Source organism: Micromonospora sp. NPDC005171, assembly GCF_040608575.1.
In the GTDB taxonomy this organism is placed as follows: domain Bacteria; phylum Actinomycetota; class Actinomycetes; order Mycobacteriales; family Micromonosporaceae; genus Micromonospora.
In genome coordinates, this window is sequence record NZ_JBEXIM010000005.1 from 195,140 (window position 1) to 216,748 (window position 21,609).

The following is a 21,609-nucleotide window of genomic DNA, read 5'->3' on the forward strand; positions in this document are numbered from 1 at the left end:
CCGGCCAGCCCCCGCCGTCGGTCAGGCCGGCAGCAACCTCGTCGCGCGCGCCGACTGCCGGACCCGCTCGTACAGCTCGACGTAGCGCTCGGCCATCACCGCGGGCGTGAAACGCCGTGCGGCCACCCGCCGGCACTCGTCGGGGTCGAGCAACTCGGCGGCGAGGACGAGGTCGTCCAACTCCTCCTCGTCGGTGGTGAGCAGCCCGGTGCGCCCGTGCTCGATCAGCTCCGGCAGGCAACCCCGGGCGGTGGCCACCACCGGCGTACCCAGGGCGAGCGACTCGACGACCGCGGTGCCGCCCGGCTCCTCCCAGCGCAGCGGGAACAGCGACGCGCGGGCGCTGGCGAGCAGGTCGTCGCGCTCCTGGCCGGCCACGGTGCCGACCCAGCGGACCAGGTCACCGTCGACGTGCGGCGCCACCTCGTCGAGGAAGAACCGCACGTCCGGGTTCTGCCGGGCCTCGTCGCCGGCCGCGGCCAGGTCGGCCGGCCGATGGTAGGGGCCGACGGGGCCGGCCAGCACCAGCGGCAGACCGACCCGGTGCGCGAGCCGGGCACCCACGTCCTGCCCCTTGCCCGGGTTGATCCGGCCCAGGATGAGCAGATGCTCGCCCTTCGCCGGGCGGGGCCGCCGGTCGGCGTCGACGGCGAGCGGCGTGGACAGGTGCACGTGCCCCACCGAGTGCTCCCGCAGCGCCAGCGGGGCGCGGGCCAACTGCGACGCGGAGACGCCGTTGACCCGGACCCGGTCGCCGCCGTCCAGGCTGCCGTAGAGCGCCGGGTGCTTGGCCAGGTCCCAGTGCAGGGTGTGCAGGGTCGGCGGTCCGGCCGGACCCATCGCGGCGAGGGTGGCCAGCCCGACCGCCTCGACATGGTCGTGCACCAGGTCGATGTCGTCGCGGGCGTGCAGCTCCCGGACCACCCCGGCCAGGTGCGCCTGGGCGATCCCGCAGACCTGGTTGTACGGCCGCTGCAACGCGGCGAACTGCCCGTCGGCGAAGACCGAGACCTGCTCGTCCACCGGCAGGGTGCTGCTGCCCACCGAGGCGAGCACCACCCGTACGCCGAGTCGCCGCAGCTCCGGCACCAGAGTGGCGATCACGTTCTCGATGCCGCCGTAGCCGGGCGGTGGCACCGACAGCCACGGGCCGGCGTTCATCAGCACGGTGAGGCTCATCGGGCTCCTCCCTTCCGGCCGCTCGCGGTTCCTACGGTGCCCGACCGTGGGGTGCGCAGGACCGGCTCACTCATCGCGCTCACGCGGCGGCCACCCGGCGGCGGGGCACCCGGTGGCGCAGTTCGGCCAACGGTGGGCGCTCCTCGATGGACACGTCGCTGACCACGATCTCGCGGTCCAGGTTCGGCAGAGTGTCCGAACCACCGCGACGGAACTGGGTCAGCAACGCCTCCGGCGCGAACCCGGGGGTCGCCCAGCCGCGTCGTTGCAGCCGGGACCAGGCGGTCAACATGATCTGCGCGGACATCCGGCCCAGGGCGGCGGTGTCCTGGTGGCGGTGCTTGCGCTCACCGAGGTCGACCTGCGCCAGCGCGTCCAGGCCGACCAGGTCGAGCAGGTCGATCATCATGGCCGTCTCCACCCCGTACCCGGAGACGAACGGCACCTGGGCCAGCACGTCCCGGCGGCCCGCGTACTCGCCGGCGAGCGGCTGCACGAAACCGGCCAGCTCGGGCCAGAAGAGGTTGAGCAGCGGTCGGGCCATCAACTCGGTGACCCGCCCCCCGCCGTCCTGCTCCACGCTGGCGGCGCCCACCAGGGGACGGTGGTAGAAGCCCTTCACGAAGTCGACTGACGGGTCGGTCAGCAGCGGGCCAAGCAGCCCACTCACGAAGTGCGGCCGGAACTCCCTCAGGTCGGCGTCGATGAACGCGACCACGTCCCCCTCGGCGGCGGCCAGCCCGGCCCAGAGCGCGTCGCCCTTGCCGGTGAGCCGGGGCAACCCCCGGGTCATCGCGTCCTGGCTGACCACCTCCGCGCCGGCGGCGCGGGCCACCTGCGCGGTCCGGTCGGTGGACCGGGAGTCCACCACGATCAGCTCGTCGACCAGGGCGACCCGATCCATCAGGTGCTCCCGGATCGTCGACACGATCGCGCCGACGGTGGCCTCCTCGTTCCGGGCCGGCAGCACCACGCTGACCCGGGTCTCACCCTTGGCGCGCAACAGTCGACGTGCGGGCCAGTCCGCCGCTGACGTCGTCCGGTACGTGGCCCACGCCTCCACCACCGGTGACACACTCGATGTCGTATCCCGCACGGGCACCCCTCCGTTCGTGCGTGGAAAAACCGAAATTGGTTGTTCCCATTCCTCATCGCGCGCTAACCGCTTTCTCGGCAACAGCTTGATCACAGAGGTGACGTCAATGGGTTCCCGGGGGATGAACGTTTGATTGCGCACACCCCAGGGGACTGCTCCCACCGCACATGAAAAGTCTTCGAAGGGGTGTCGGGATGCGGAAATGCCGGGTGGGTCTGGTCGGTGCCGGCGGCGTGGCGCAGCGCCACGCGCGGGTGCTGGCCGGGTTCGACGACGTGGAACTGGTCGGCGTCACCGATGTCGCGCCGGAGGCGGCGTCCGCGCTGGCCGCGCAGCACGGCGGGCGGACCTACGCCGACGTCGCCGAGCTGCTGGCCACCGGTCTGGACGCCGTGTACGTCTGCGTGCCTCCGTTCGCGCACGGCCCCGCCGAGGAGGCGGCAATCGAGGCCGGGGTGCCGATGTTCGTGGAGAAGCCCGTCGCGGTCGACCTGCGCACCGCCGAGCGGATCGCCGACCTGGTCGCGCGGCGTGGGCTGCGTACCGCAGTCGGCCACCACTGGCGCTACCTGAGCGTGCTCGACCAGGCCCGCGAACTGCTCGCCGACCGTCCCGTGCGGATGGTCAGCGGCGCCTGGCTGGACAAGGTGCCCCCGGTGGCCTGGTGGTCGCTGCGGGACCGCTCCGGCGGCCCGGTGGTCGAGCAGGCCGCCCACGTGCTCGACCTGATCCGGGTGCTGGCCGGCGAGGTCACCGAGGTCACCGCGTACGGCAACGGCACCCCGCCGCCGGTCGACGGCGCCGACATCGACTCGGTGACCACCGCCGCGCTGCGCTTCGCCGACGGCGCGGTCGGCACGCTCAGCGCCGCCTGCGTCCTCGGCTGGAAGCACCGCGCCGGCCTGGAGATCCTCGCCGACGGGCTGGCCCTCGCGATCACCGAGGATGGGCTGTCGATCCGCGACGCCAACGGCGAACGACACGTCCCCGCCGACCCGGAAGCCGCCCGGGTGGCGGTGGACCGCGCTTTCGTCGACGCCGTCCGCGGCATCGGCGACGACGTGCGGGTTCCGTACGCCGAGGCGCTGGCCACCCAGCGGCTGGCCCTCGCGGTGGCCGACTCGGCCCGTACCGGCACGACCGTGCGGCTCGCCACCGCGACCGCGCCGGCGGCGCTCGCCAGCGGGGTGACCGTCGATGCGTGACAAGGTCGTGGTGGTCTCCGGCCCCGGCCGGGTAGACCTGGTCGAGCAGGACGCCGCCCCGCTGCGCCCCGGCACGTTCCGGGTCGAGACGCTGTTCAGTGGGGTCTCCGCCGGCACCGAGCTGAGCTACGTCAAGGGCACCAACCCCTACCTGAACGTCACCTGGAACGCCGACCTGGGGCTGTTCCAGCCGGGCGCGGCCAGCACGCCCTACCCGGTGACCCGACTCGGCTACATGCAGGTCGGCCGGGTGGTGGAGAGCGAAACCCCGGCCGTCGCTGTGGGCACTGTCGGCGCGATGACGTACGGGCACCGCACCGGCTGGCTGGCCGACCCGGTCGCCGAACGGTTCGTGGCGCTGCCCGACGACCTGGACCCGCTGCTCGGCGTCTACGTGGCGCACATGGGCCCGATCTGCGCCAACGGTCTGCTGCACGCCGCCGCCGACCTGCACGGCACCGACGTCCGGGCGCTCGGCGACGGGGTGCGGGGCCGACGGGTCGCCGTGGTCGGCGCCGGTGTGGTGGCGCTGCTGACGGCGTTGTTCGCCCGACGCAACGGCGCCGCGTCGGTGGTGGTGCTCGACCCCACCCCGCACCGCCGCCAGGTCGCCGAGGCGCTCGGCCTGGAAACCCTCGACACCGAGGCGGACGACCCGGCGGTCGTGCTCAAGACCCGCTGGGCGCACACCGCCGGCGACCGGGGCGCCGACGTGGTGTTCCAGTGCCGGGGGCAGGCCTGGGCGTTGCACCTCGCGCTGCGGTTGCTGCGGCCCCAGGGCACCGTCATCGACCTCGCCTTCTATCAGGGCGGCGCGGACGCGGTCCGCCTCGGTGAGGAGTTCCACCACAACGGGCTGTCGCTGCGCTGCGCCCAGATCGGCCGGGTCCCGCGCGGGCTGGCACCCACCTGGGACCGCGAACGGCTCTCCGCCGAGACCGTCGACCTGCTCAGGACGTACGGCGACACGATCCGCAAGCACCTCGTCTCGGCGGTGGTGCCGTTCGACGAGGCGCCCGCCCTCCTCACCGACCTGGCCGACCGTCGCCGCCAGGAGCTTCAGGTGGTGCTCACCACCTGACCCGCCAGGCCGGAGCGTGCCCGCCCGGGTGACGCGGCGGACTACCGTTCCCGGCATGAGCACCTCGACGCACCGGCCGGCCGGCGGCACCTCAACGGACCGGCCGGCCGGCGGCACGTCGGCCCACCGGTCGGCCGGCGGCACCGCCGCGGGCCGACCGGTCGGCTTGGGCGCGCTGCTGCCGTACCTGCGGGAGCACCGCGGCACCCTGGTCGTGGTGGGCGCGCTGTCGTTGATCGGCTCGGCGGCGTCGCTGGCGCAGCCGCTGCTCACCCGGTCGGTGCTCGAGCGGATCGGCGCCGAGCAGGGGGTGTCCCGGCTAGTGGCGGTGCTGGTGGTCCTGGTGGTGCTCGGCGCGGCGATCGGCGGGCTGCGCGACTACCTGCTGCAACGCACCGCCGAAGGAGTGGTGCTGGGCACCCGGCGCCGGCTGGCCGGCCACCTGTTGCGGCTGCCCATCGCCGAGTACGACAGCCGACGCACCGGCGACCTGCTCTCCCGGGTCGGCTCGGACACCACGCTGCTGCGCGCGGTGGTCACCTCCGGGCTCTTCGAGACGGTCACCGGGGCGGTGACGGTGGTCGGCGCCGGCACGGCGATGGTGCTGCTCGACCCGCTGCTGTTCGGCGTCACACTGCTCGGGGTGGCGCTGGGGCTGGTCTTCGCCGCCACCTTCGCCCGCCGGGTCCGGGCGCTGGCCCGGGTCGCCCAGGAGCGGATCGGCGAGATGACCTCGGCGGTGGAGCGGGCCATCTCGGCGGCCCGGACCATCCGGGCCAGCCGCGCCGAGACCCGGGAGACGGAGGCCGTCAGCGGCAGCGCCCGGGAGGCGTACGCGGCGGGGCTGCGGGTGGCCCGGGTGCAGGCGTTGGTCGGCCCGATCGGCTCGGTCACCGTGCAGGGCGCGTTCCTGCTGGTGCTCGGCATCGGTGGGGCGCGGGTCGCCGCCGGTGCGATCTCCGTCGGCGACCTGGTCGCGTTCGTCATGTACCTGTTCCTCCTGGCGCTGCCGCTGGGCCAGGTGCTGCGGGCGTACACCCAGTTGCAGTCCGGCCTGGGTGCGCTGCAGCGGATCGAGGAGATCCTCGCCGTGCCGGCGGAGGGCGCTGACGACCGGCCGGCGTCGGCCGCGGCGACGGCGACCCCGCGCCGGGCGAGCCCGATGATCGAGTTCGACCGGGTGGGCTTCGGCTACCCGGGCGGCGAGCCGGTGCTGCACGAGGTCAGCTTCGCGGTGCCCGCCGGCACCCGGACCGCCCTTGTCGGTCCCTCCGGCGCCGGGAAGTCCACCCTGCTGGCCCTGGTCGAGCGCTTCTACGAGGTGAGCGCCGGCGCGGTCCGACTCGACGGCACCGACGTACGGGACCTGCCCCGCGACGCGTTGCGGGCCCGGCTCGGATACGTCGAGCAGGAGGCTCCCGTGCTGGCCGGCACGCTGCGGGAGAACCTGCTGATCACCACCCCGGACGCCACCGACGACAGGTTGCGCGACGTCCTCGACGAGGTCAACCTGGGCCACCTGGCGCAGCGCACCCCGCAGGGCCTCGACGTGCAGGTGGGGGAGGGCGGCGTCCTGCTCTCCGGAGGTGAGCGGCAGCGGTTGGCCATCGCCCGCGCGCTGCTCGCCGGCCCGCCGGTGCTGCTGCTCGACGAGCCGACCAGCAACCTCGACTCCCGCAACGAGGTCGCGCTGCGCCGCGCCATCGACGCCGTGGCCGTCCGCCGGACCCTGTTGATCGTGGCGCACCGGCTCGCCACCGTTGTCGACGCCGACCAGATCGTCGTCCTCGACGGCGGCCGGGTGGTGGCCGTGGGCACCCACGCCGAACTGACCGCCACCGACCCGCTGTACCGGGAGCTCGCCAGCCACCAGCTGCTGGTCGGCTGACTCCGTCCCAGGAAGGCCGACTTGCCGGGCGGCCGGGCCGCGCGCGCCGCCCGGAATCGCGTACCGTTGCCGCTCATGGGTGTGTCGCAACGGTTCAAGAGCAAGTTCCGGCGGTTCCTTCAGCGCCCCGGCTCGACCGTGGATCTTGCTCCGCTGGAGAAACTGCTCCCCGCGATCGAAGCGCGCGAGGCTGAGCTCGCCGCGCTGGACGACGCCGAGCTGACCGAGGCCGCGGGCGCCGCCGCCGGTTACGAGGAGATCTGCGCCGTCGGCCGTGAGGCCGCCCGCCGTGGCCTCGACCAGCGGCCGTACGACGTGCAGCTGCTCGGCGCGATGTCGCTGCTCTCCGGCAAGGTCGCCGAGATGGCCACCGGTGAGGGCAAGACCCTGACCGCCACGATCGCCGCGTACGGGCACGTTCGGCTCGGCAACGGCCCGGTGCACGTGCTCACCATCAACGACTACCTGGCCCGCCGCGACGCCCAGTGGATGGAGCCGGTCTACACCCTGCTCGGCCTCACCGTCGGCTGGGTCAACGAGGCCTCCACCCCGCAGGAGCGGCGCGACGCGTACGCCTGCGACGTCACCTACGTGTCGGTCAGCGAGGCGGGCTTCGACTACCTGCGCGACCAGTTGGTCACCGACGTGGAAGACCGGGTGCAGCCCGCGCTGGCCACCGCCATCGTCGACGAGGCCGACTCGATCATGATCGACGAGGCCCGGGTGCCGATGGTCCTGGCCGGCGCGGTGCCGGGCGAGCAGGACCCGGTGCACGCCGCCGCCGCGCTCGTCCGCGGCCTGCGCAAGGGCAAGCACTACACGGTCGCCGAGGACGGGCGGAGCGTGGCCTTCACCTCCGCCGGCCTGGCCGCCATCGAGGCCAAGCTCGGCATCGACCTGTACGACGAGGAGCACGTCGCGCAGCTCTCCGCGGTCAACGTGGCGCTGCACGCGCACGCCCTGCTGCACCGTGACGTGGACTACATCGTCCGGGACGGCTCGGTCGAGCTGGTCGACGAGATGCGCGGGCGGGTTGCCCAGCGCCGCCGCTGGCCGGACGGCCTCCAGGCCGCGGTCGAGGCCAAGGAGGGGCTGGACGCCACCGCCGAGGGCGAGGTGCTCGGCACCATCGCGATGCAGGCGTACATCGCGCTCTACCCGAAGGTCTGCGGGATGACCGCCACCGCGGTGCTGGTCGGCGACCAGTTGCGGGAGTTCTTCGGCCTCGAGGTCGCGGTGATCCCGCCGAACACCCCGTGCATCCGCGAGGACGAGCCGGACCGCATCTACGCCACCCGGGCGGAGAAGGACGAGGCGCTGATCGACGAGATCCAGCGCTGGCACGCCAAGGGGCGGCCGGTGCTGGTCGGCACCCTGGACGTCAAGGAGTCCGAGGGGTTGGCCGCCGGGCTGAACGCCGCCGGGGTGCCCTGCGTCGTGCTGAACGCCAAGAACGACGACGAAGAGGCGGCGATCATCGCCGAAGCCGGCGCCTACGGCGCGGTGACCGTCTCCACCCAGATGGCCGGACGGGGCGTCGACATCCGCCTCGGCGGCAGCGACCAGAGCGACCAGGAGCGGGTCGCCGAGCTGGGCGGGCTCTACGTGATCGGCAGCGGCCGGCACGACAGCCGCCGGGTGGACGACCAGCTGCGCGGCCGGGCCGGCCGGCAGGGCGACCCGGGCGGCTCGGTCTTCTTCGTCAGCCTGGAGGACGACCTCGTCGTCCGGCACGCCGCCGACTCGGTGCCGGCCTCGCCGCGGATGAACGCCGACGGCCTGGTGACCGACGAGCAGGTCGACTACGCGGTGGAGCACGCCCAGCGGGTCGCCGAGGGCGTCAACCACGAGATCCACCGCAACACCTGGCGCTACAGCGTGGTGATCGAGCAGCAGCGTAAGGCCCTCGCCGCGCGCCGGGAGCGGCTGCTGACCAGCGACGTGGCCGCGGTGATGCTGCTGGAGAAGGAGCCCGAGAAGGCCGGCGAGATGGACGAGGACCTGCTCGCCCGTGCCGCCCGGTCGATCGCGCTCTACCACCTGGACCGGCTCTGGGCCGAGCACCTCGCCGAGCTGTCCGAGGTCCGCGAGGGCGTGCACCTGCGCGCGCTGGGCCGGCTCGACCCGCTGGACGAGTTCCACCGGGCCGCGGTGCCGGCGTTCAACGACCTGATCCCGGAGATCGAGGCCCGCACGATCGCCACCTTCACCGAGACCGAATTCGATGAGGACTGGCAGCCCGACGACGGCACCCTGGTCCGGCCTACGGCCACCTGGACGTACCTGGTGCACGACAACCCGTTCGGGTCCGAGCTCGACCGTCTGATCGCGTCGATCGGGCGGCGGCTCAGCGGCACCTCGCGCTGACGACCGACCGTCGGGGCCCCGTCGCGCCTCCGGGCGCGACCGGGGCCCCGATTTACGCCGTTTCGACCCAGGTTCCCCAGGGTAGTAGGGCTGGTCGGTCGAGTCGGGAGAGAGCAGACGATGACACAGGTGACGATGCGTGCCGGGCCGGCGCGAGACGGCACGGAGGCTGCGAACCGGTGAACCTCGACACGCGGGAACCGGTGGTGCAGACCCTCGGCGTCCTGGAAGCAGCAGCGCTGTTACGGGAGCTGACCGCCGGTCTGATCGCCCTGACCGACTTTGATGACGCGTTGCTGGCCCTGGTCCGGGTCACCCGGGACGCCGTCGCCGGGGTTCGCTGGTGCGGATTCACCGCCCTGCGGGCCGGCGAGCCGGCCGGGGTGGCCGCCTCCGACGAGGGGCTTGCCGGGCTGGACGACCTGCGACACGGGCCGGACTCGCCGGCGATGAGCGCGATCCACCGCCGCGAGATGATCCTCGCCGCCGACCTGGCCGGTGAACCCCGCTGGCCGGCCTGGACGGCGCGCGCCCGCGACCTCGGCGTACGCGGGGTGATCTCCGCACCTGTCGACATCGACGACCAGGTGATCGGCGCGATCAACCTGTACGCCGCCGCGCCGGACCTGTTGACCCCGCAACACCAGTTGACCGCCATGCTTCTCGCCGAACACGCCGGCCTGCTGCTCGCCGCCGTCCGCGACCGCGGCCGGCAGCTCACCCTCGCCGGTGAACGGGACGCCTCGCTCCTGCACGAAGGGGTGGTGGACCAGGCCGTCGGCGTGATCATGACGCAGCGCGGGTGCCCCCCGGCCGAGGCCCTCGACGTGCTGCGCACCGCCGCCTCGTCGCTGGACATCCCGCTGCGCGAGGTGGCGGAGCGACTGGTCCGGACGGTCTCCCGCTCGCGCGACACGTGACATCCCGGGCGTCACCTGGCCATCCCGCGCGCGCGTCCGTGCGGCGCTCGTGTCCGTGCGGGTCGCCCGGGCTGATCGACTCGCGTTCCTTGAAGGCGCGGTGTCTGGGCTCGTGGGATGGCGCGGTTTCCTGAAACCCGAGTGGATCGATCCGAATGGCGGGGGGTCCCGGCCGCCGGATGGCGCGGTTCCCTGGAAGGCGAGTTGATCAGGGCGGGTGGTGTCCGTTCGCCCGGTCAGCGGCGAGCCGGGCAGCATCGTTTCGCCTCGCACGACCCCGGGTAGCACTCTGGTCAGGTGAGCTGCGCCGACCCGGGGGAGGACCAATGCAGAGCCGGCTGCGGGTGCAGGGGCACCCGATCCAACCGATGCTGGTGACGTTCCCGCTCGGGCTCTTCGTCAGCGCCACCGTCTTCGACCTCACCGACGTCATCGGGGGGCCCGCGTTTCTCGGCGAGGTCGGCTACTGGACGGCCGTCGCCGCGCTCGTCGCCGCCGCGCTGACCGCCGTGGCCGGCATGGTCGACCTGTGGGACGTGCCGGGCGACCGTACCCGCCGCACCGCGGTCGCCTTCAACCTGGTGAACGCGGTGATGGCCGCCATGTTCCTGCTCACCTGCCTCGTCCGCTCCCACTCCCCGCAGCGCGGCGCGTCGGTCGCGATCCTGGTCACCGAACTGGTCGCGCTGGCCGCCGGCGGGGTCGGCGTGCACCTGGGCGCCCGGCTGATGCGTCAGTTCGACAGCGGCCGGATCGAGACCGGCGGCCTGGACGCGCTCGCCGGCTCCACCGGCGAGATCGCCCGTCCCTGACCCGATCTGCCAGGCCGGGCCCTGACCTGCCAAACCCGGCTCCAGATCGGGCCTCAAGCCGCCAGGCCGCCCTGAGCTGCCAGACTGGCCGACTTGACCCGCTGACTGGCGTCCGGCCGGCCGTCGGCACCGTGCGCGGGGCCGCCAGCCGTGCGGTTGGTCGGTCTACCATCCGCGGATGACCTCTTCGCTGGACACGCTCCCGAAGATCGGCGCGCCCGCCACCCGGGCCCTGCACGGCGCCGGTTACACCGCGCTGCGCCAGCTCGCGGGCGTACCCCGGGCGGACCTCGCCAAGTTGCACGGCATGGGCCCCAAGGCGTTCAAAATCCTCCAGGCCGCCCTCGAAGAGCACGGGCTCCGCCTCGGCTGAGACCCACCGCGGGCGCCCGAGCCGGCCGGCGGCAAATGGGTTGCCGGCCGGGTGGCCGGCCGCGAGGCTGACGGCCATGACCGCTGAGCGTGACGCCGAGGACCTGATCGCGGAGGCGGCCGCCGCGCCCGTCGATGGTTGGGGCTTCGGCTGGCTGGCCGGCCGGGCCACCGAGGAGCGTCCACCCTGGGGGTACGCCCGGCTGGTCGCCGACCGGATGGCGCACGCCGACGCGGCACTGGACGTGGACACCGGCGGCGGGGAGGTGCTCGCCGAGGTGCCGCGTCCACCGACGCTGCTGACCGCCACCGAGGCGTGGCCGCCGAACGTGGACGTGGCCCGACGGACCCTGCGTCGGGTCGGCGCGTCGGTGGTGGCGGTCGCGCCGGACGGGCCGCTGCCGTTCCGCGACGCCTCGTTCGACCTGGTGGTCAGTCGGCACCCGGTGCGTACCGACTGGGTTCAGACGGCGCGGGTGCTGCGACCGGGCGGAACGTTCCTGTCGCAGCAGATCGGGGCCGGCACCATGCGGGAGCTGAGTGAGGCGATCCTCGGGCCGTTGCCGCCAGCGACCCAGCGGCACCCCGAGCACGCGGTCGCCGCCGCCGAAGCCGCTGGCCTGCGGGTGGTCGACCTGCGTCGGGCCACCCTGCGGGCGACCTTCTCCGACATCGGCACGGTGGTGTGGTTTCTGCGCAAGGTGATCTGGACGGTGCCCGGGTTCACTGTCGACCGCTACCGCGCGCCGCTGCGCGAACTCCACCACCGCATCACCAACGAGGGCCTCTTCGTGACCCACGCCCAACGCTTCCTCATCGAGGCCACCCGCCCCTGACCCCCGCACGCGTCGATCTTGCAATTTCGGTGCTCGCAAAGCCTCCTGACCGGGCAATCCGTCCACCAGAACCGCAAGATCGGCAAGAGCGGGGCGGGAGACGGCGGGAGAGGGCGAGTGAGGGCGGGGTTAGGGGTGGGGGTGGTTTTGGTGGTGGGTTGCTAGGACGTCGGCGCCGAAGTCGCTGGCGGGCCGGCGCAGCACGGTGTGCGCGTGGTTGCCGTCTGCTGTGGTGTTGTCGTACTCGATCAGCAGGTCGTCGCCCTGCACCCGGTAGTAGTGCCGGCGCCCGGGGTGGGTCGGGCCGGCCCAGGCGAAGTGCAGCGGGCCGGCGTCCAGCCGGGCCGCCTCCCGGATGGCCAGCTCGGGCGGCAGCCGGTCGAGGTAGAGGGCGACCACCTGGTCGAGCAGCGCGCGGCCGGTCGGTCCCAGCCGTTGCGCCGGTACGCCGAGCGGCTCCAGCGGCGCGTCGACCCGCCCCCGGGTGGCGCTGATGATGTCCGCCGGCGCCTCGTCGGCGATGATCGCGGCGGCCCGCTCGGCCGGGCCCAGCGCGTCGAGCAGGGCTCGGGCCAGGTCCTCCTCGACGCCGAGTGGGCGGGAGACCGGACGACCGGCGTAGCGGACCGCGGCCGGGTTCGCGCCGAAGAAGATCGGCGCGGGGGAGACCTGACCGTCCACCACTGTCATGTTCACCGACAGGTGGTGGCCTTCGAGTCGCCACGCCCAACGGTCGTCGCGCGCCGGGTCGCCGAACACGGCCACCCAGTAGTCGCCGCTGTGCCGCCCGCGCTGCCAGCCCTCGGCCCGGTCCAGCACCTCCTCCAGCGAGATGATCGCCATGGCCTGCGCGTACGCGGAGGGGCTGAGCGCGGTGGCCAGCAGCCGGTGCGCGGCCTTACGGGCGGCGACGTCGAGTTCGGCGAGGCAGACGCCCGGTCGGGGTCGGGGCCGGTATTCCAGCCAGCGTCGGGCCGCCTCGTCGTCGAACGAATGCACGGCGCTCTCGCGCGCGGCGGGGTCGAGTGCGGTCAGCAGCGCGGTGCTGGCCGCCCGCATCTGCTCCGGCAGAGGATCTTCCACCGACCCTGTATACCGGTCGGCCGTGCCGGTGTCAGCCGACGCGCAGCAGCTCGGTCATCTCCGGAAGGTCGAAGAAGTTCGCGGTCTCGATGGCGGACGGGTTGCCGTGTGCCGGGTCGGCGCCGGCGGCGAGGAGCGCGCGGACCGCCTCGGTGCTGCTGCGGAAGACCGCCGCGGCCAACGCGGTCTGACCCCGGTCGTTGGCCCGGGAGTGGTCGGCGCCGCGACTGAGCAGGGCGGCCACCGTGTCCGGGTGGGCGTGGTACGCGGCCAGGATGAGCAGCGTGTCGCCCTTGTCGTTGGTCAGGTTGACCGGCAGGCCGGCGTCGAGCTGCGCCGCCAACTCGTCGGTGGCGCCGGCTCGGGCCAGGTCGAACATCCGGTGCGCGAACGCCAGCGTCTCGGCGTCGAGGTCCTCGGTCACCGGTCCAGGTTAGCCACACCGGTCCCGACAGGTTGCGCGGCCTGCGCGCTGGGGGAGGGGTCCGATGGGTGGGACGGTGGACGTGGGCAACGCGAGCGTCGACGGCGCCACCGACGCCGGTTTGCTGCCCGGGCAGTTCGCGCCGCCGGGGGAGATCCGGCACGGCACCCGACGCCGAGGTGAAGTGGAGCGTGCGTCCGCCCGGTCCCGGTGGGCGACCGGCGAGGTGCGAGCCACTCTGCGCGTACTCGTGGAGGGGTGTGGACCACCGCGCGTCGGTGGTGTTGACCGTGCGCTGATCGACCGGTGCGGCTGACCTGCGTCCCAACAGACGGAATTACCTACTAAACCTATAGGCTTTGCCGTCTAGAGTACGAGGGCACCCCGCCGAACGACCCGCGAGGAACCGCCATGACGCACCACCGTCCGGAGCCCGACCTGCTCACCGTTGCCGCCGGTTGGGCCGACCCGGTCGGCTGGCCGGTCGCGCTGCGCTTCGATCCCGCCGAGCGCTGGTACGCCCGCCTCGCCGTCACCGACGAGCACGAGGTGTGGGCGCTGAGCTGGCTGCCCGGTCAGGGCACCGACCTGCACGACCACGGCGGCTCCTCCGGAGCGTTCCGGGTGGTCAGCGGCGCGCTCACCGAGGAGACGGTCAGCGTCGGCCGACTGCGCCCCCGACTGCTGTCCGCCGGTGCCGGCCGCCGCTTCGGCCCCCGGCACGTGCACCAGGTGACCAACCGGGGCGTCGAGCCGGCGGTCAGCGTGCACGTCTACCGGCCGGCGCTGCTGCGGATGACCCGCTACCGCCTCCTGGACGGGCGGCTCCGGGTCGCCGAGGTCGCCGAGGCCGGCCGGTCCTGGTGAGCGCGCCCACCGAGTTCTCCCTGATCACCGGAAGGAACCCAGAATGCAGATAACCGCCGAGCACTGTCCCGCCCCCGTGCCCCCGCCCGGCTCCCGGGGCATCGACGAGATCCTGGCCGCCGCGCGGGCCCGGCTGCGCCGGCTGGACCCGGAACGGGCGCACCTGGCGTACCGGACCGGAGCGCTGCTTGTCGACATCCGTCCGGCCGCTCAACGGGCCGCGCACGGCGTGGTGCCGGGCTCGCTCATCGTCGAACGCAACGTGCTGGAGTGGCGCTTCGACCCGCGCTGCCCGGCCCGGCTGCCGCAGGCCGTCGACTACGACGTGCCGGTGATGGTCCTCTGCCAGGAGGGCTACACCTCGTCGCTGGCCGCCGCCGCGTTGCAGGACGTCGGTCTGCACCGGGCCACCGATGTGGTCGGTGGGTTCGCGGCCTGGCGCATTGCCGGCCTGCCGGCCCTCGGCCCGACCCCACTGCGCCATCTCTCTCCCCTCGTGTCCCCGGTCAACGCCGGGCGGACGCGCCACTGACCGCCACGCCACACCCGGCGTGGCGGCCGCACCGCCACTGAGGAGGCACCATGTCCGTCGTCGCCATCCCCACCCGCCGCCACCCGGGGGTGCGCCCGGCCCGCCCGCGCACCAGCCCGACCCTGACCATCACCCTCGACCTCGTCCCCGGGCCGCTGAGCCCCCGGCTGGCCCGGCTGGTGCAACTGCTCGGCGAGCTGGCCGAGTCGGGTGAGGGTCAACTGCGAACCGTGCAGGACGCCACGTCGGGGCCGCGACCGGCCCCGCGCCCCGCCGCCGAGCCGTCCGCCGCGCCGGACCACGTCCGCATCCTGGCCGGCTCGCGGATGGTCCGCCAGGGCAACCGGGTCATCGCGCTGACCCGCATCGAGTACGAGCTGCTGCTGTTCCTGGCCGAGCGGCCCCGCCGGGTCTTCACCCGCCTGCAACTGCTCTCCAGCGTGTGGGGTTACGAGCACGCGGTGGCCCGGACGGTGGACGTGCACGTCCGCCGGCTGCGCGCCAAGCTGGCCGGCTCAGCGGTGGTCACCACCGTCTACGGGGTCGGCTACCGGCTGGCCGACGAGGCCCCGATCAGCGTGGATCACAGCAGCTGAGCCCTGGTCCGGCGGCGATGTGACCGCCTGGTGAACCGGTCGGGGACCCCCGTATCGGGGCATCTCGACGACTCTGCTGTAATCATCAGGCCTCGTACGCAGAGCGAGCATCTGGCTCCGATGTGTTCGTCAATTGTCACATTCATGCAACGCAGCCGCCTCTTGATCCTCGCCCAGGCGCCGGGAAGCATCGATGAAGCGGCGTCCCGGGCCGTGGGGAGATACCCGGACCAGCCCAAGGAGGACCATGTCGGTCAGCCCCGCCTCGTCGCGCGCCGGATGGCATACGTCCCAACCCGCGGTGCCCGGTCGACCTCCCGGCGGCCAGCGTCGCCCGGCGAACACCGCCGCGCCCGTGCTCACCGTGACGCTGTCCATCCCGCTGGCCTGTGAGGAGTCGCTGACTCCGGCGGCACGTCGGCTGCTGGAGGCCGCCCGCGAGATGCTGGAGCGGGGCGAAGGCGTGATCATCGGCTCGGTCCCGGCCGAACGCCGCCCCGACCAGGCGCCCGCCGGCCGGTCGCCGGCCCGCCCGATCAGCTCAACCATTCCCGCCCTGCACATCCTCGCCTCGTCGCGCTCGGTGCTGCGCGACGAGGAGCCGCTGCCGCTCACCCGGCTGGAGTTCGACCTGCTGCTGCACCTGGTCGCCCACCCACGCCGGGTGTTCACCCGGCTGCAACTGCTCAACGCCGTCTGGGGCTACGAGCACGCCGGCGTGCGCACCGTCGACGTGCACGTGCGCCGCCTGCGCGGCAAGGTGGGCGTGGACGTCCCGCTGGTGACCACCGTCTACGGCGTGGGCTACCGACTGGCCGACGACGCCCGGGTAACCATCGACCGCAGCGGCTGACCGGCGGCACCGGCGCATCCGGCGCGGGGCAGGATGGTCCGGTGCGCATCCGCCCCATCTCGCCCGACCTGCTCGTCACCGAGCTGACCGGCCGGCTGGCCGACGCGGCGACCCGCGTCGCGAGCGCCGCCGCCGGGCCGGCGCGACTGCGCGTGGCAGTGGACGGCGCCCCCGCCGCCGGCGTCGACGAACTGGCCGGCGCGCTCGTCGACCCGCTGCGCGCCCAGGGTCGCCCGGTGCTGCACGTCCGCGCCACCGACTTCCTTCGTCCCGCGTCGCTGCGCTTCGAGCTGGGACGCACCAACCCGGACTCCTTCTACGAGGCCTGGTTCGACGAGGCCGGGCTGCGCCGGGAGGTGCTCGACCCGGCCGGCCCGGGCGGCACCGGCCGGCTCCTCCCGTCGCTCTGGGACGCCGACGCCGACCGGGCCAGCCGCGCCCGCTACGTCGACCTGGCACCCGGTGGCGTTGTCCTGGTCAGCGGCTCGCTGCTGCTCGGCGGCGGTCTGCCCTTCGACGTCACCGTCCACCTGGAGCTGTCCCCGGCGGCGCTGCGCCGCCGGACCGAACCAGCCCAGCAGTGGGCGCTGCCGGCCTTCGACAGGTACGCCGAGGAGGTCGCTCCGGCGAGCTTCGCCGACGTCGTGGTGCGCGCCGACGACCCCCGCCGACCAGCGCTCGTGGAACGCGGCGGAGACGACTGACACCAACCGAGAATTTGTCGGTTTGCGCGGCGGATCCGACGGGTACTCGCCCGGCTCACAGAGCGCGGGTGATCGCCCGCGCACCGAACGCGACCGTGACCGGGGCCCCGCGCCGCCGGCACCCGGTTCACCTTGAGGCACAGGCCCAGGAAAGGCAGGCAGCGATGCTCGTCCACGACACGGTCGGTACGACCCGGTCCCAGACGGAGATCGACCAGATCCGGCAGTCGCTCCAGGCGCGCTACGACGAGCTGACCGCGGAGTACGACCAGGCGGTGCTGCAGAGCCAGGTGCTGCGGCTGGTGGAGGTCGGCGACACCGCCGGCGACGACCAGGCCGACAGCGGCACCAAGACCGCCGAGCGGGACACCGCCCAGTCCCTGCTGCGCACCATCCTCGACCGCCGCGCCCAGTACGAGCACGCCCTCGGCCGGCTCGAAGAGGGCACGTACGGCTGGTGCGAGGGCTGCTCGGCGGCGATCCCGGTGGAGCGGCTGGAAATCTTCCCGTCCGCCACCACGTGCGTGACGTGCAAGCAGACCCGCGAGCGGCGGGCGGCCTGAGCCACCCCAGCGGTTGCCGGTCGGTCCGCGAAGCGATGGACTTCAGCCATGGGTGACATCCTCGTGGGCACCGCTTCCTGGACCGACCGCACACTGCTGGACTCGGGGTGGTACCCGCAGACCGCGGACACCCCGGAAAAGCGGCTCGCGTACTACGCCCGGCAGTTCCCACTCGTCGAAGTGGACGCCACCTACTACTCGCCGCCCGCCGAGGCGACCGCACGGCTGTGGGTCGACCGCACCCCGGCCGGTTTCACCTTCAACATCAAGGCGTTCAGCCTGCTCACCGGGCACCCCACCCGGGTCAACGCGCTCTACAAGGACCTGCGCCCGGAGACGGACAAGAAGAACGTCTACCCCGACGACCTGCCCGCGCAGTCGTACGAAGAGGTGTGGACGCGCTTCCTGTCCGCGCTGGACCCGCTGGTCGAGGCCGGCAAGCTGGGCGCGCTGCTGTTCCAGTTCCCGCCGTGGTTCACCATCAAGCGGGCCAACAAGCAATACCTGCTGGAGGTGGCGAAGCGCTGCGCGCCGCTGCGCCCGGTGTACGAGTTCCGGCACGCCTCCTGGTTCGACGGTGACAACGCCGACGAGACCCTGGCCTTCCTGCGCGAGCACAAACTGCCGTACGTCTGCGTGGACATGCCGCAGGGCCACCGCTCGTCGCTGCCCCCGGTGCTGGCCGCCACCGCGGACCTCGCGGTCGTGCGGTTCCACGGGCACAGCGACAAGTGGACCAGCAAGGACATCCACGAGAAGTTCGGCTACCACTACTCCCAGCGGGAGTTGGCCGACTGGGCGCCGAAGCTGCGCGAACTCGCCGACGAAGCCGGACAGACCCACGTGCTCATGAACAACTGCTACCGCGACTACGCGCAGACCAACGCGAAGACCCTCGTGGGTCTTCTCGGCGCGGACTGACCTCACCCGATCCGGGTGGGGCCACCTCACCCCACCCGAGGGGAGGGTGGACGTGGTGGGTACGGCCGCCTGGACGGCCGACGCCGGAGACGACACGGAGGTGACGGGGATGACGGTTCGATTGGTGACGGATCGACGGCGTGGTGCCGTCCTGCACGTGGTCGGCACGGCCGACAACGCCCGGCGCGCCCCACAGGGCAGCCCGGTGCGGGCTCGCCGTGGGCCGGTGGGGCCGCCGCGCCGCGCCGACGATCGACGGTGGGACAGCACCGAACGGGGGTCGACCGATGGCTGACTCGATGATTTCGGCGTTCGAGTCCTCGCTGGACAAGACGAACCTCATTCTGAAGGACATCGAGAACGCCTACGGCTGGCCGAAGGAACGGCGCAACCAGTCGTACGCGGCGCTGCGCACGGTGCTGCACCTGCTGCGCGACCGGCTGCCGGTGGACGAGAGCGTGGAGTTCGCCCAGCAGTTGCCGGTGCTGGTGCGGGGGATCTACTTCGACGGCTGGGTGCCGTCCGACGTGCCGATCAAGCTCAACCGCGACGACTTCCTCTACGAGGTTCGGCAGGGCTTCCCGTACGACGCGGAGGGTGGCGCGGAGCGGGTGACGCAGGTGGTGCTGGACACGCTGCGCCGCCACGTCACCCAGGGCGAGTGGCAGGACGTGAAGGACACCATGCCCAAGGATCTCGCCATGATGATGCCGTGACGGCCTGACACCGCGAGCCCGTCCGACGGTTGTCGGGCGGGCTCAGTCGTCGGCAGCCTCGGCGGCCGTGGGCACCCGGGACACCGGGTGCCCGGCCCGACGGGCCAGCGCGGCGAACGCTTTGGCGTCCACGATGGCCGCGCCACCCGGATCGTTGTTGAAATAGACGTACGCCGGCTCGTCGGCGCCGAAGGTGTCGGTCAGCCGGCCCACCCAGGATCGCAGCGCAGCCTGACCGTAGCGGGGCCACGGCCGCGCCCACCCCTCGTGCAGCCGCAGGTAGCCGAAGTCGGTGGTGCGCCAGCGGGGGGCGACCGGGCGGCCCAGTCGGTCCGCCCAGACCAGCGCGGCCCGACGCCGTTCCAGCACGGCCCGGGTGGCGTCGGTCCACCAGGAGGGGTGCCGGGGCTCCACCGCGACCCGCACCTGCGCCGGAAAGAGTCGCAGAGTCGCGTCCAGCGCCTCGACGTCGGCCCGCAGGTTCGGTGGCAGTTGCAGCAGCACCGGGCCGAGCCGGTCACCGAGCGCGGTGGCGCGGCCGAGGAACCGGGCCACCGGCTCCGCCGGGTCGCGCAGCCGCTTGATGTGGGTGAGGTAGCGGCTCATCTTCACCGCCACGCAGAAGTCTTCCGGGGTCCGCGCCCGCCAGGCGGCGAAGGTGTCCCGCTCGGGCAGCCGGTAGAAGGCGTTGTTGACCTCGACAGTGGCGAACCCTGCCGCAAAGTGCTCCAACCAGAGCCGCTGCGGCAGCCGCTGCGGGTAGAAACGGCCGCGCCAGTCCCGGTACTGCCAGCCGGACGTGCCCACCAGGATCACCACCCCATCCTGGCACTCTCCACCGCCGCTCGTGAACTGCCCGTGTCGCCCCGGTTCGGCGTCTACGGTGAGGGTTAGAGAAGATCGCGCGTGGGGTACCACCCGCAGCACGACGGACCCCGGCGCACGGCGGGGCGGCACACCCGAGGGAGTACCGATGGCACTCAACGATGACGACATGCAGACCACCGGTGGCGGCGGCGCGGAGGGTCCGGCCGACGGCGGCGCGACCCCCGGTCAGCACGACGGTGGCGCCGACGGCGGCGCGGAAGGCCCGGCCGACGGTGGTGCCACCCCGGGTCAGCACGACGGTGGCGCCGACGGCAGCGCGGAGGGTCCGGCCGACGGTGGTGCGACCCCCGGTCAGCACGACGGTGGCGCCGACGGCAGCGCGGAAGGGCCCGCCGACGGTGGTGCCACCCCGGGCCAGCAGGACGGTGGCGCTGACGGCAGCGCCCGGTAGCGGCACGCCATGACATACCTCGACCCGCCGGGCGGCCATCACGGCCGTCCGGCGGTTCCGTCCGACGAGGCGACCGCGGCGCTGGCCCGTTGCGTCTCGGTCGAACCGGCCAAGTTCGCCGCCGCGCACTGGGGGCACACCCCGCTGCTGTCCCGCGCCGCCGAACTGCCCGACCCGGCCGGCTTCACCGACCTGCTCAGCCCCGCCGACGCCGACGAGTTGCTGAGTCGGCGCGGTCTGCGTACCCCGTTCCTGCGCGTCGCCAAGGACGGCCAGTTGGTGGCGGCGGCGCGCTGGACCGGCGGCGGCGGCGCGGGCGCCGAGATCGGCGACCAGGTGCTCGACGAGCGGGTTCTGGAGCAGTACGCCTCCGGGGCCACCCTGGTGTTGCAGGGCCTGCACCGGATCTGGCCGCCGCTCGTCGACTTCGCCCGCGATCTGGGCCTCGCGCTCAACCAGCCGCTGCAGATCAACGCCTACCTGACCCCGGTTGGCAGCCAGGGCTTCGCCACCCACTACGACACCCATGACGTGTTCGTGCTCCAGGTCGACGGACGCAAGCACTGGCGGATCCACCCGCCGGTGCTGCCCGACCCGCTGGAGAAGCAGCAGTGGGGCGGGCGCGCCGACGAGGTAGGTGCCACCGCTCAGGGCCCGGCCGCGCTGGATGTGGTGCTCGCCCCCGGCGACGCCCTGTACCTGCCCCGGGGGTGGCTGCACAGCGCACAGGCGCAGGACGCCAGCTCGCTGCACCTGACCGTGGGCATCCGCGCGCTCACCCGCTACGCCCTGGTCGAGGAGTTGCTGGCACTGGCCGCCGACGACCAGCGGTTGCGGGCCACCCTGCCGTTCGGCACCGACGTCGCCGACCCGGACGCCATCGAGCCGGAGCTGACCGAAACCGTTGAGGCGTTGCGGGACTGGCTGCTGCGGGCCGACCCCGGCGCTGTCGCCGCGCGACTGCGACAGCGCGCCTGGCCGGCCGCCCGCCCGGCGCCGATCCGACCACTCGCCCAGGCCGACGCGCTGGCCACCCTGAGCGCCGACACCCGGGTCACCCTGCGGCCCGGCCTGCGTTGGCAGTTGGTGCCACACGACGCGGACACGGTGACGCTGAGGCTCTTCGACCGCACCATCACCCTGCCGGTGAGCTGCGAACCGGCCGCCCGCGCCCTGCTCACCGGCGCGGTCACCCGGGTCGGTGACCTGCCCGGCCTGCCCGACGACGCCGACCGGGTCACCCTGGCCCGCCGACTGCTCCGCGAGGCGGTCGTGGTCCCGCTCTGACCGGCGGGTGATCGACTGCTTAAGGCGG

Annotated in this window: 25 protein-coding genes; 20 read left to right on the plus strand and 5 right to left on the minus strand. The window is 73.3% G+C overall.

The window, feature by feature from the left end:
* Positions 1-21: 21 nt before the first annotated feature.
* Positions 22-1,179, minus strand: a complete 1,158-nt coding sequence (locus ABZU74_RS10835; RefSeq protein ID WP_355421060.1) for a glycosyltransferase — start codon at positions 1,177-1,179, stop codon at positions 22-24.
* Between the two features lie 79 nt (positions 1,180-1,258).
* Positions 1,259-2,242 (minus strand): glucosyl-3-phosphoglycerate synthase, encoded by a 984-nt coding sequence (locus ABZU74_RS10840; protein WP_355421398.1) that lies wholly within the window; start codon positions 2,240-2,242, stop codon positions 1,259-1,261.
* 227 nt (positions 2,243-2,469) lie between these two features.
* Here ABZU74_RS10840 and ABZU74_RS10845 point away from each other — a divergent pair, with 227 nt between their 5' ends.
* The 8 genes from ABZU74_RS10845 (at position 2,470) to ABZU74_RS10880 (ending at position 11,756) form a co-directional block, all read left to right on the plus strand.
* Complete coding sequence (locus ABZU74_RS10845; protein ID WP_355421063.1) at positions 2,470-3,480, plus strand: Gfo/Idh/MocA family oxidoreductase; 1,011 nt, start codon at positions 2,470-2,472, stop codon at positions 3,478-3,480.
* Positions 3,473-4,561, plus strand: coding sequence for a zinc-binding alcohol dehydrogenase (locus ABZU74_RS10850; protein WP_355421066.1), 1,089 nt, complete (start codon positions 3,473-3,475; stop codon positions 4,559-4,561). The genes ABZU74_RS10845 and ABZU74_RS10850 overlap by 8 nt, the downstream gene beginning before the upstream one ends.
* 55 nt (positions 4,562-4,616) lie before the next feature.
* Complete coding sequence (locus ABZU74_RS10855; RefSeq protein WP_355421069.1) at positions 4,617-6,449, plus strand: ABC transporter ATP-binding protein; 1,833 nt, start codon at positions 4,617-4,619, stop codon at positions 6,447-6,449.
* 75 nt (positions 6,450-6,524) lie between these two features.
* Positions 6,525-8,816 carry an accessory Sec system translocase SecA2 gene (secA2, locus tag ABZU74_RS10860; protein WP_355421072.1) on the plus strand — a complete coding sequence of 764 codons (2,292 nt, stop codon included), beginning with the start codon at positions 6,525-6,527 and terminating at the stop codon, positions 8,814-8,816.
* Between the two features lie 179 nt (positions 8,817-8,995).
* A complete protein-coding gene (locus tag ABZU74_RS10865; RefSeq protein WP_355421075.1) occupies positions 8,996-9,736 on the plus strand; it encodes a GAF and ANTAR domain-containing protein in 741 nt (246 codons plus the stop codon).
* 326 nt (positions 9,737-10,062) lie between these two features.
* Complete coding sequence (locus ABZU74_RS10870) at positions 10,063-10,548, plus strand: DUF2231 domain-containing protein (protein WP_355421078.1); 486 nt, start codon at positions 10,063-10,065, stop codon at positions 10,546-10,548.
* Between the two features lie 178 nt (positions 10,549-10,726).
* Positions 10,727-10,921 (plus strand): helix-hairpin-helix domain-containing protein, encoded by a 195-nt coding sequence (locus tag ABZU74_RS10875; RefSeq protein ID WP_355421081.1) that lies wholly within the window; start codon positions 10,727-10,729, stop codon positions 10,919-10,921.
* A 76-nt stretch (positions 10,922-10,997) separates the two neighbouring features.
* Complete coding sequence (locus ABZU74_RS10880) at positions 10,998-11,756, plus strand: class I SAM-dependent methyltransferase (RefSeq protein WP_355421083.1); 759 nt, start codon at positions 10,998-11,000, stop codon at positions 11,754-11,756.
* Between the two features lie 129 nt (positions 11,757-11,885).
* On the opposite strand, the gene ABZU74_RS10885 is transcribed toward ABZU74_RS10880, so the two are convergent.
* Both ABZU74_RS10885 and ABZU74_RS10890 read right to left on the minus strand, forming a co-directional pair.
* Positions 11,886-12,839, minus strand: coding sequence for a DUF3500 domain-containing protein (locus ABZU74_RS10885; protein ID WP_355421086.1), 954 nt, complete (start codon positions 12,837-12,839; stop codon positions 11,886-11,888).
* Between the two features lie 31 nt (positions 12,840-12,870).
* Positions 12,871-13,263 carry an ankyrin repeat domain-containing protein gene (locus ABZU74_RS10890; protein WP_355421089.1) on the minus strand — a complete coding sequence of 131 codons (393 nt, stop codon included), beginning with the start codon at positions 13,261-13,263 and terminating at the stop codon, positions 12,871-12,873.
* Between the two features lie 64 nt (positions 13,264-13,327).
* Between ABZU74_RS10890 and ABZU74_RS10895 the strand changes: the two genes are divergently transcribed.
* The 10 genes from ABZU74_RS10895 (at position 13,328) to ABZU74_RS10940 (ending at position 19,015) form a co-directional block, all read left to right on the plus strand.
* Positions 13,328-13,579, plus strand: a complete 252-nt coding sequence (locus ABZU74_RS10895) for a hypothetical protein (protein ID WP_355421092.1) — start codon at positions 13,328-13,330, stop codon at positions 13,577-13,579.
* Positions 13,580-13,674: 95 nt separating this feature from the next.
* A complete protein-coding gene (locus ABZU74_RS10900; protein WP_355421094.1) occupies positions 13,675-14,130 on the plus strand; it encodes a cysteine dioxygenase family protein in 456 nt (151 codons plus the stop codon).
* Positions 14,131-14,173: 43 nt separating this feature from the next.
* Positions 14,174-14,662: a rhodanese-like domain-containing protein gene (locus tag ABZU74_RS10905; protein ID WP_355421096.1), complete on the plus strand. Its 489-nt coding sequence runs from the start codon at positions 14,174-14,176 to the stop codon at positions 14,660-14,662.
* Positions 14,663-14,712: 50 nt separating this feature from the next.
* On the plus strand, positions 14,713-15,258 hold the full coding sequence (locus ABZU74_RS10910; RefSeq protein WP_355421099.1) for a winged helix-turn-helix domain-containing protein: 546 nt from the start codon (positions 14,713-14,715) through the stop codon (positions 15,256-15,258).
* Positions 15,259-15,505: 247 nt separating this feature from the next.
* On the plus strand, positions 15,506-16,111 hold the full coding sequence (locus ABZU74_RS10915; protein WP_355421102.1) for a winged helix-turn-helix domain-containing protein: 606 nt from the start codon (positions 15,506-15,508) through the stop codon (positions 16,109-16,111).
* A gap of 41 nt (positions 16,112-16,152) precedes the next feature.
* The gene (locus ABZU74_RS10920; protein WP_355421104.1) at positions 16,153-16,815 is read left to right on the plus strand and encodes a uridine kinase; all 663 of its coding nucleotides are present in this window, start codon (positions 16,153-16,155) and stop codon (positions 16,813-16,815) included.
* A 164-nt stretch (positions 16,816-16,979) separates the two neighbouring features.
* Positions 16,980-17,378: a TraR/DksA C4-type zinc finger protein gene (locus ABZU74_RS10925; protein WP_091408390.1), complete on the plus strand. Its 399-nt coding sequence runs from the start codon at positions 16,980-16,982 to the stop codon at positions 17,376-17,378.
* 48 nt (positions 17,379-17,426) lie between these two features.
* On the plus strand, positions 17,427-18,299 hold the full coding sequence (locus tag ABZU74_RS10930) for a DUF72 domain-containing protein (RefSeq protein WP_355421107.1): 873 nt from the start codon (positions 17,427-17,429) through the stop codon (positions 18,297-18,299).
* 109 nt (positions 18,300-18,408) lie between these two features.
* Positions 18,409-18,594 carry a hypothetical protein gene (locus ABZU74_RS10935; protein ID WP_238659534.1) on the plus strand — a complete coding sequence of 62 codons (186 nt, stop codon included), beginning with the start codon at positions 18,409-18,411 and terminating at the stop codon, positions 18,592-18,594.
* Complete coding sequence (locus ABZU74_RS10940; protein WP_355421110.1) at positions 18,587-19,015, plus strand: DUF2267 domain-containing protein; 429 nt, start codon at positions 18,587-18,589, stop codon at positions 19,013-19,015. The genes ABZU74_RS10935 and ABZU74_RS10940 overlap by 8 nt, the downstream gene beginning before the upstream one ends.
* A 42-nt stretch (positions 19,016-19,057) precedes the next feature.
* Here ABZU74_RS10940 and ABZU74_RS10945 read toward each other — a convergent pair whose 3' ends face one another.
* Complete coding sequence (locus ABZU74_RS10945) at positions 19,058-19,831, minus strand: DUF72 domain-containing protein (protein ID WP_355421112.1); 774 nt, start codon at positions 19,829-19,831, stop codon at positions 19,058-19,060.
* Positions 19,832-19,988: 157 nt separating this feature from the next.
* Here ABZU74_RS10945 and ABZU74_RS10950 point away from each other — a divergent pair, with 157 nt between their 5' ends.
* A complete protein-coding gene (locus ABZU74_RS10950) occupies positions 19,989-20,294 on the plus strand; it encodes a hypothetical protein (RefSeq protein WP_030490939.1) in 306 nt (101 codons plus the stop codon).
* Between the two features lie 9 nt (positions 20,295-20,303).
* Entirely contained in the window at positions 20,304-21,581 is a 1,278-nt protein-coding gene (locus tag ABZU74_RS10955) for a cupin domain-containing protein (protein WP_355421116.1), read from the plus strand.
* Positions 21,582-21,609: the final 28 nt, after the last annotated feature.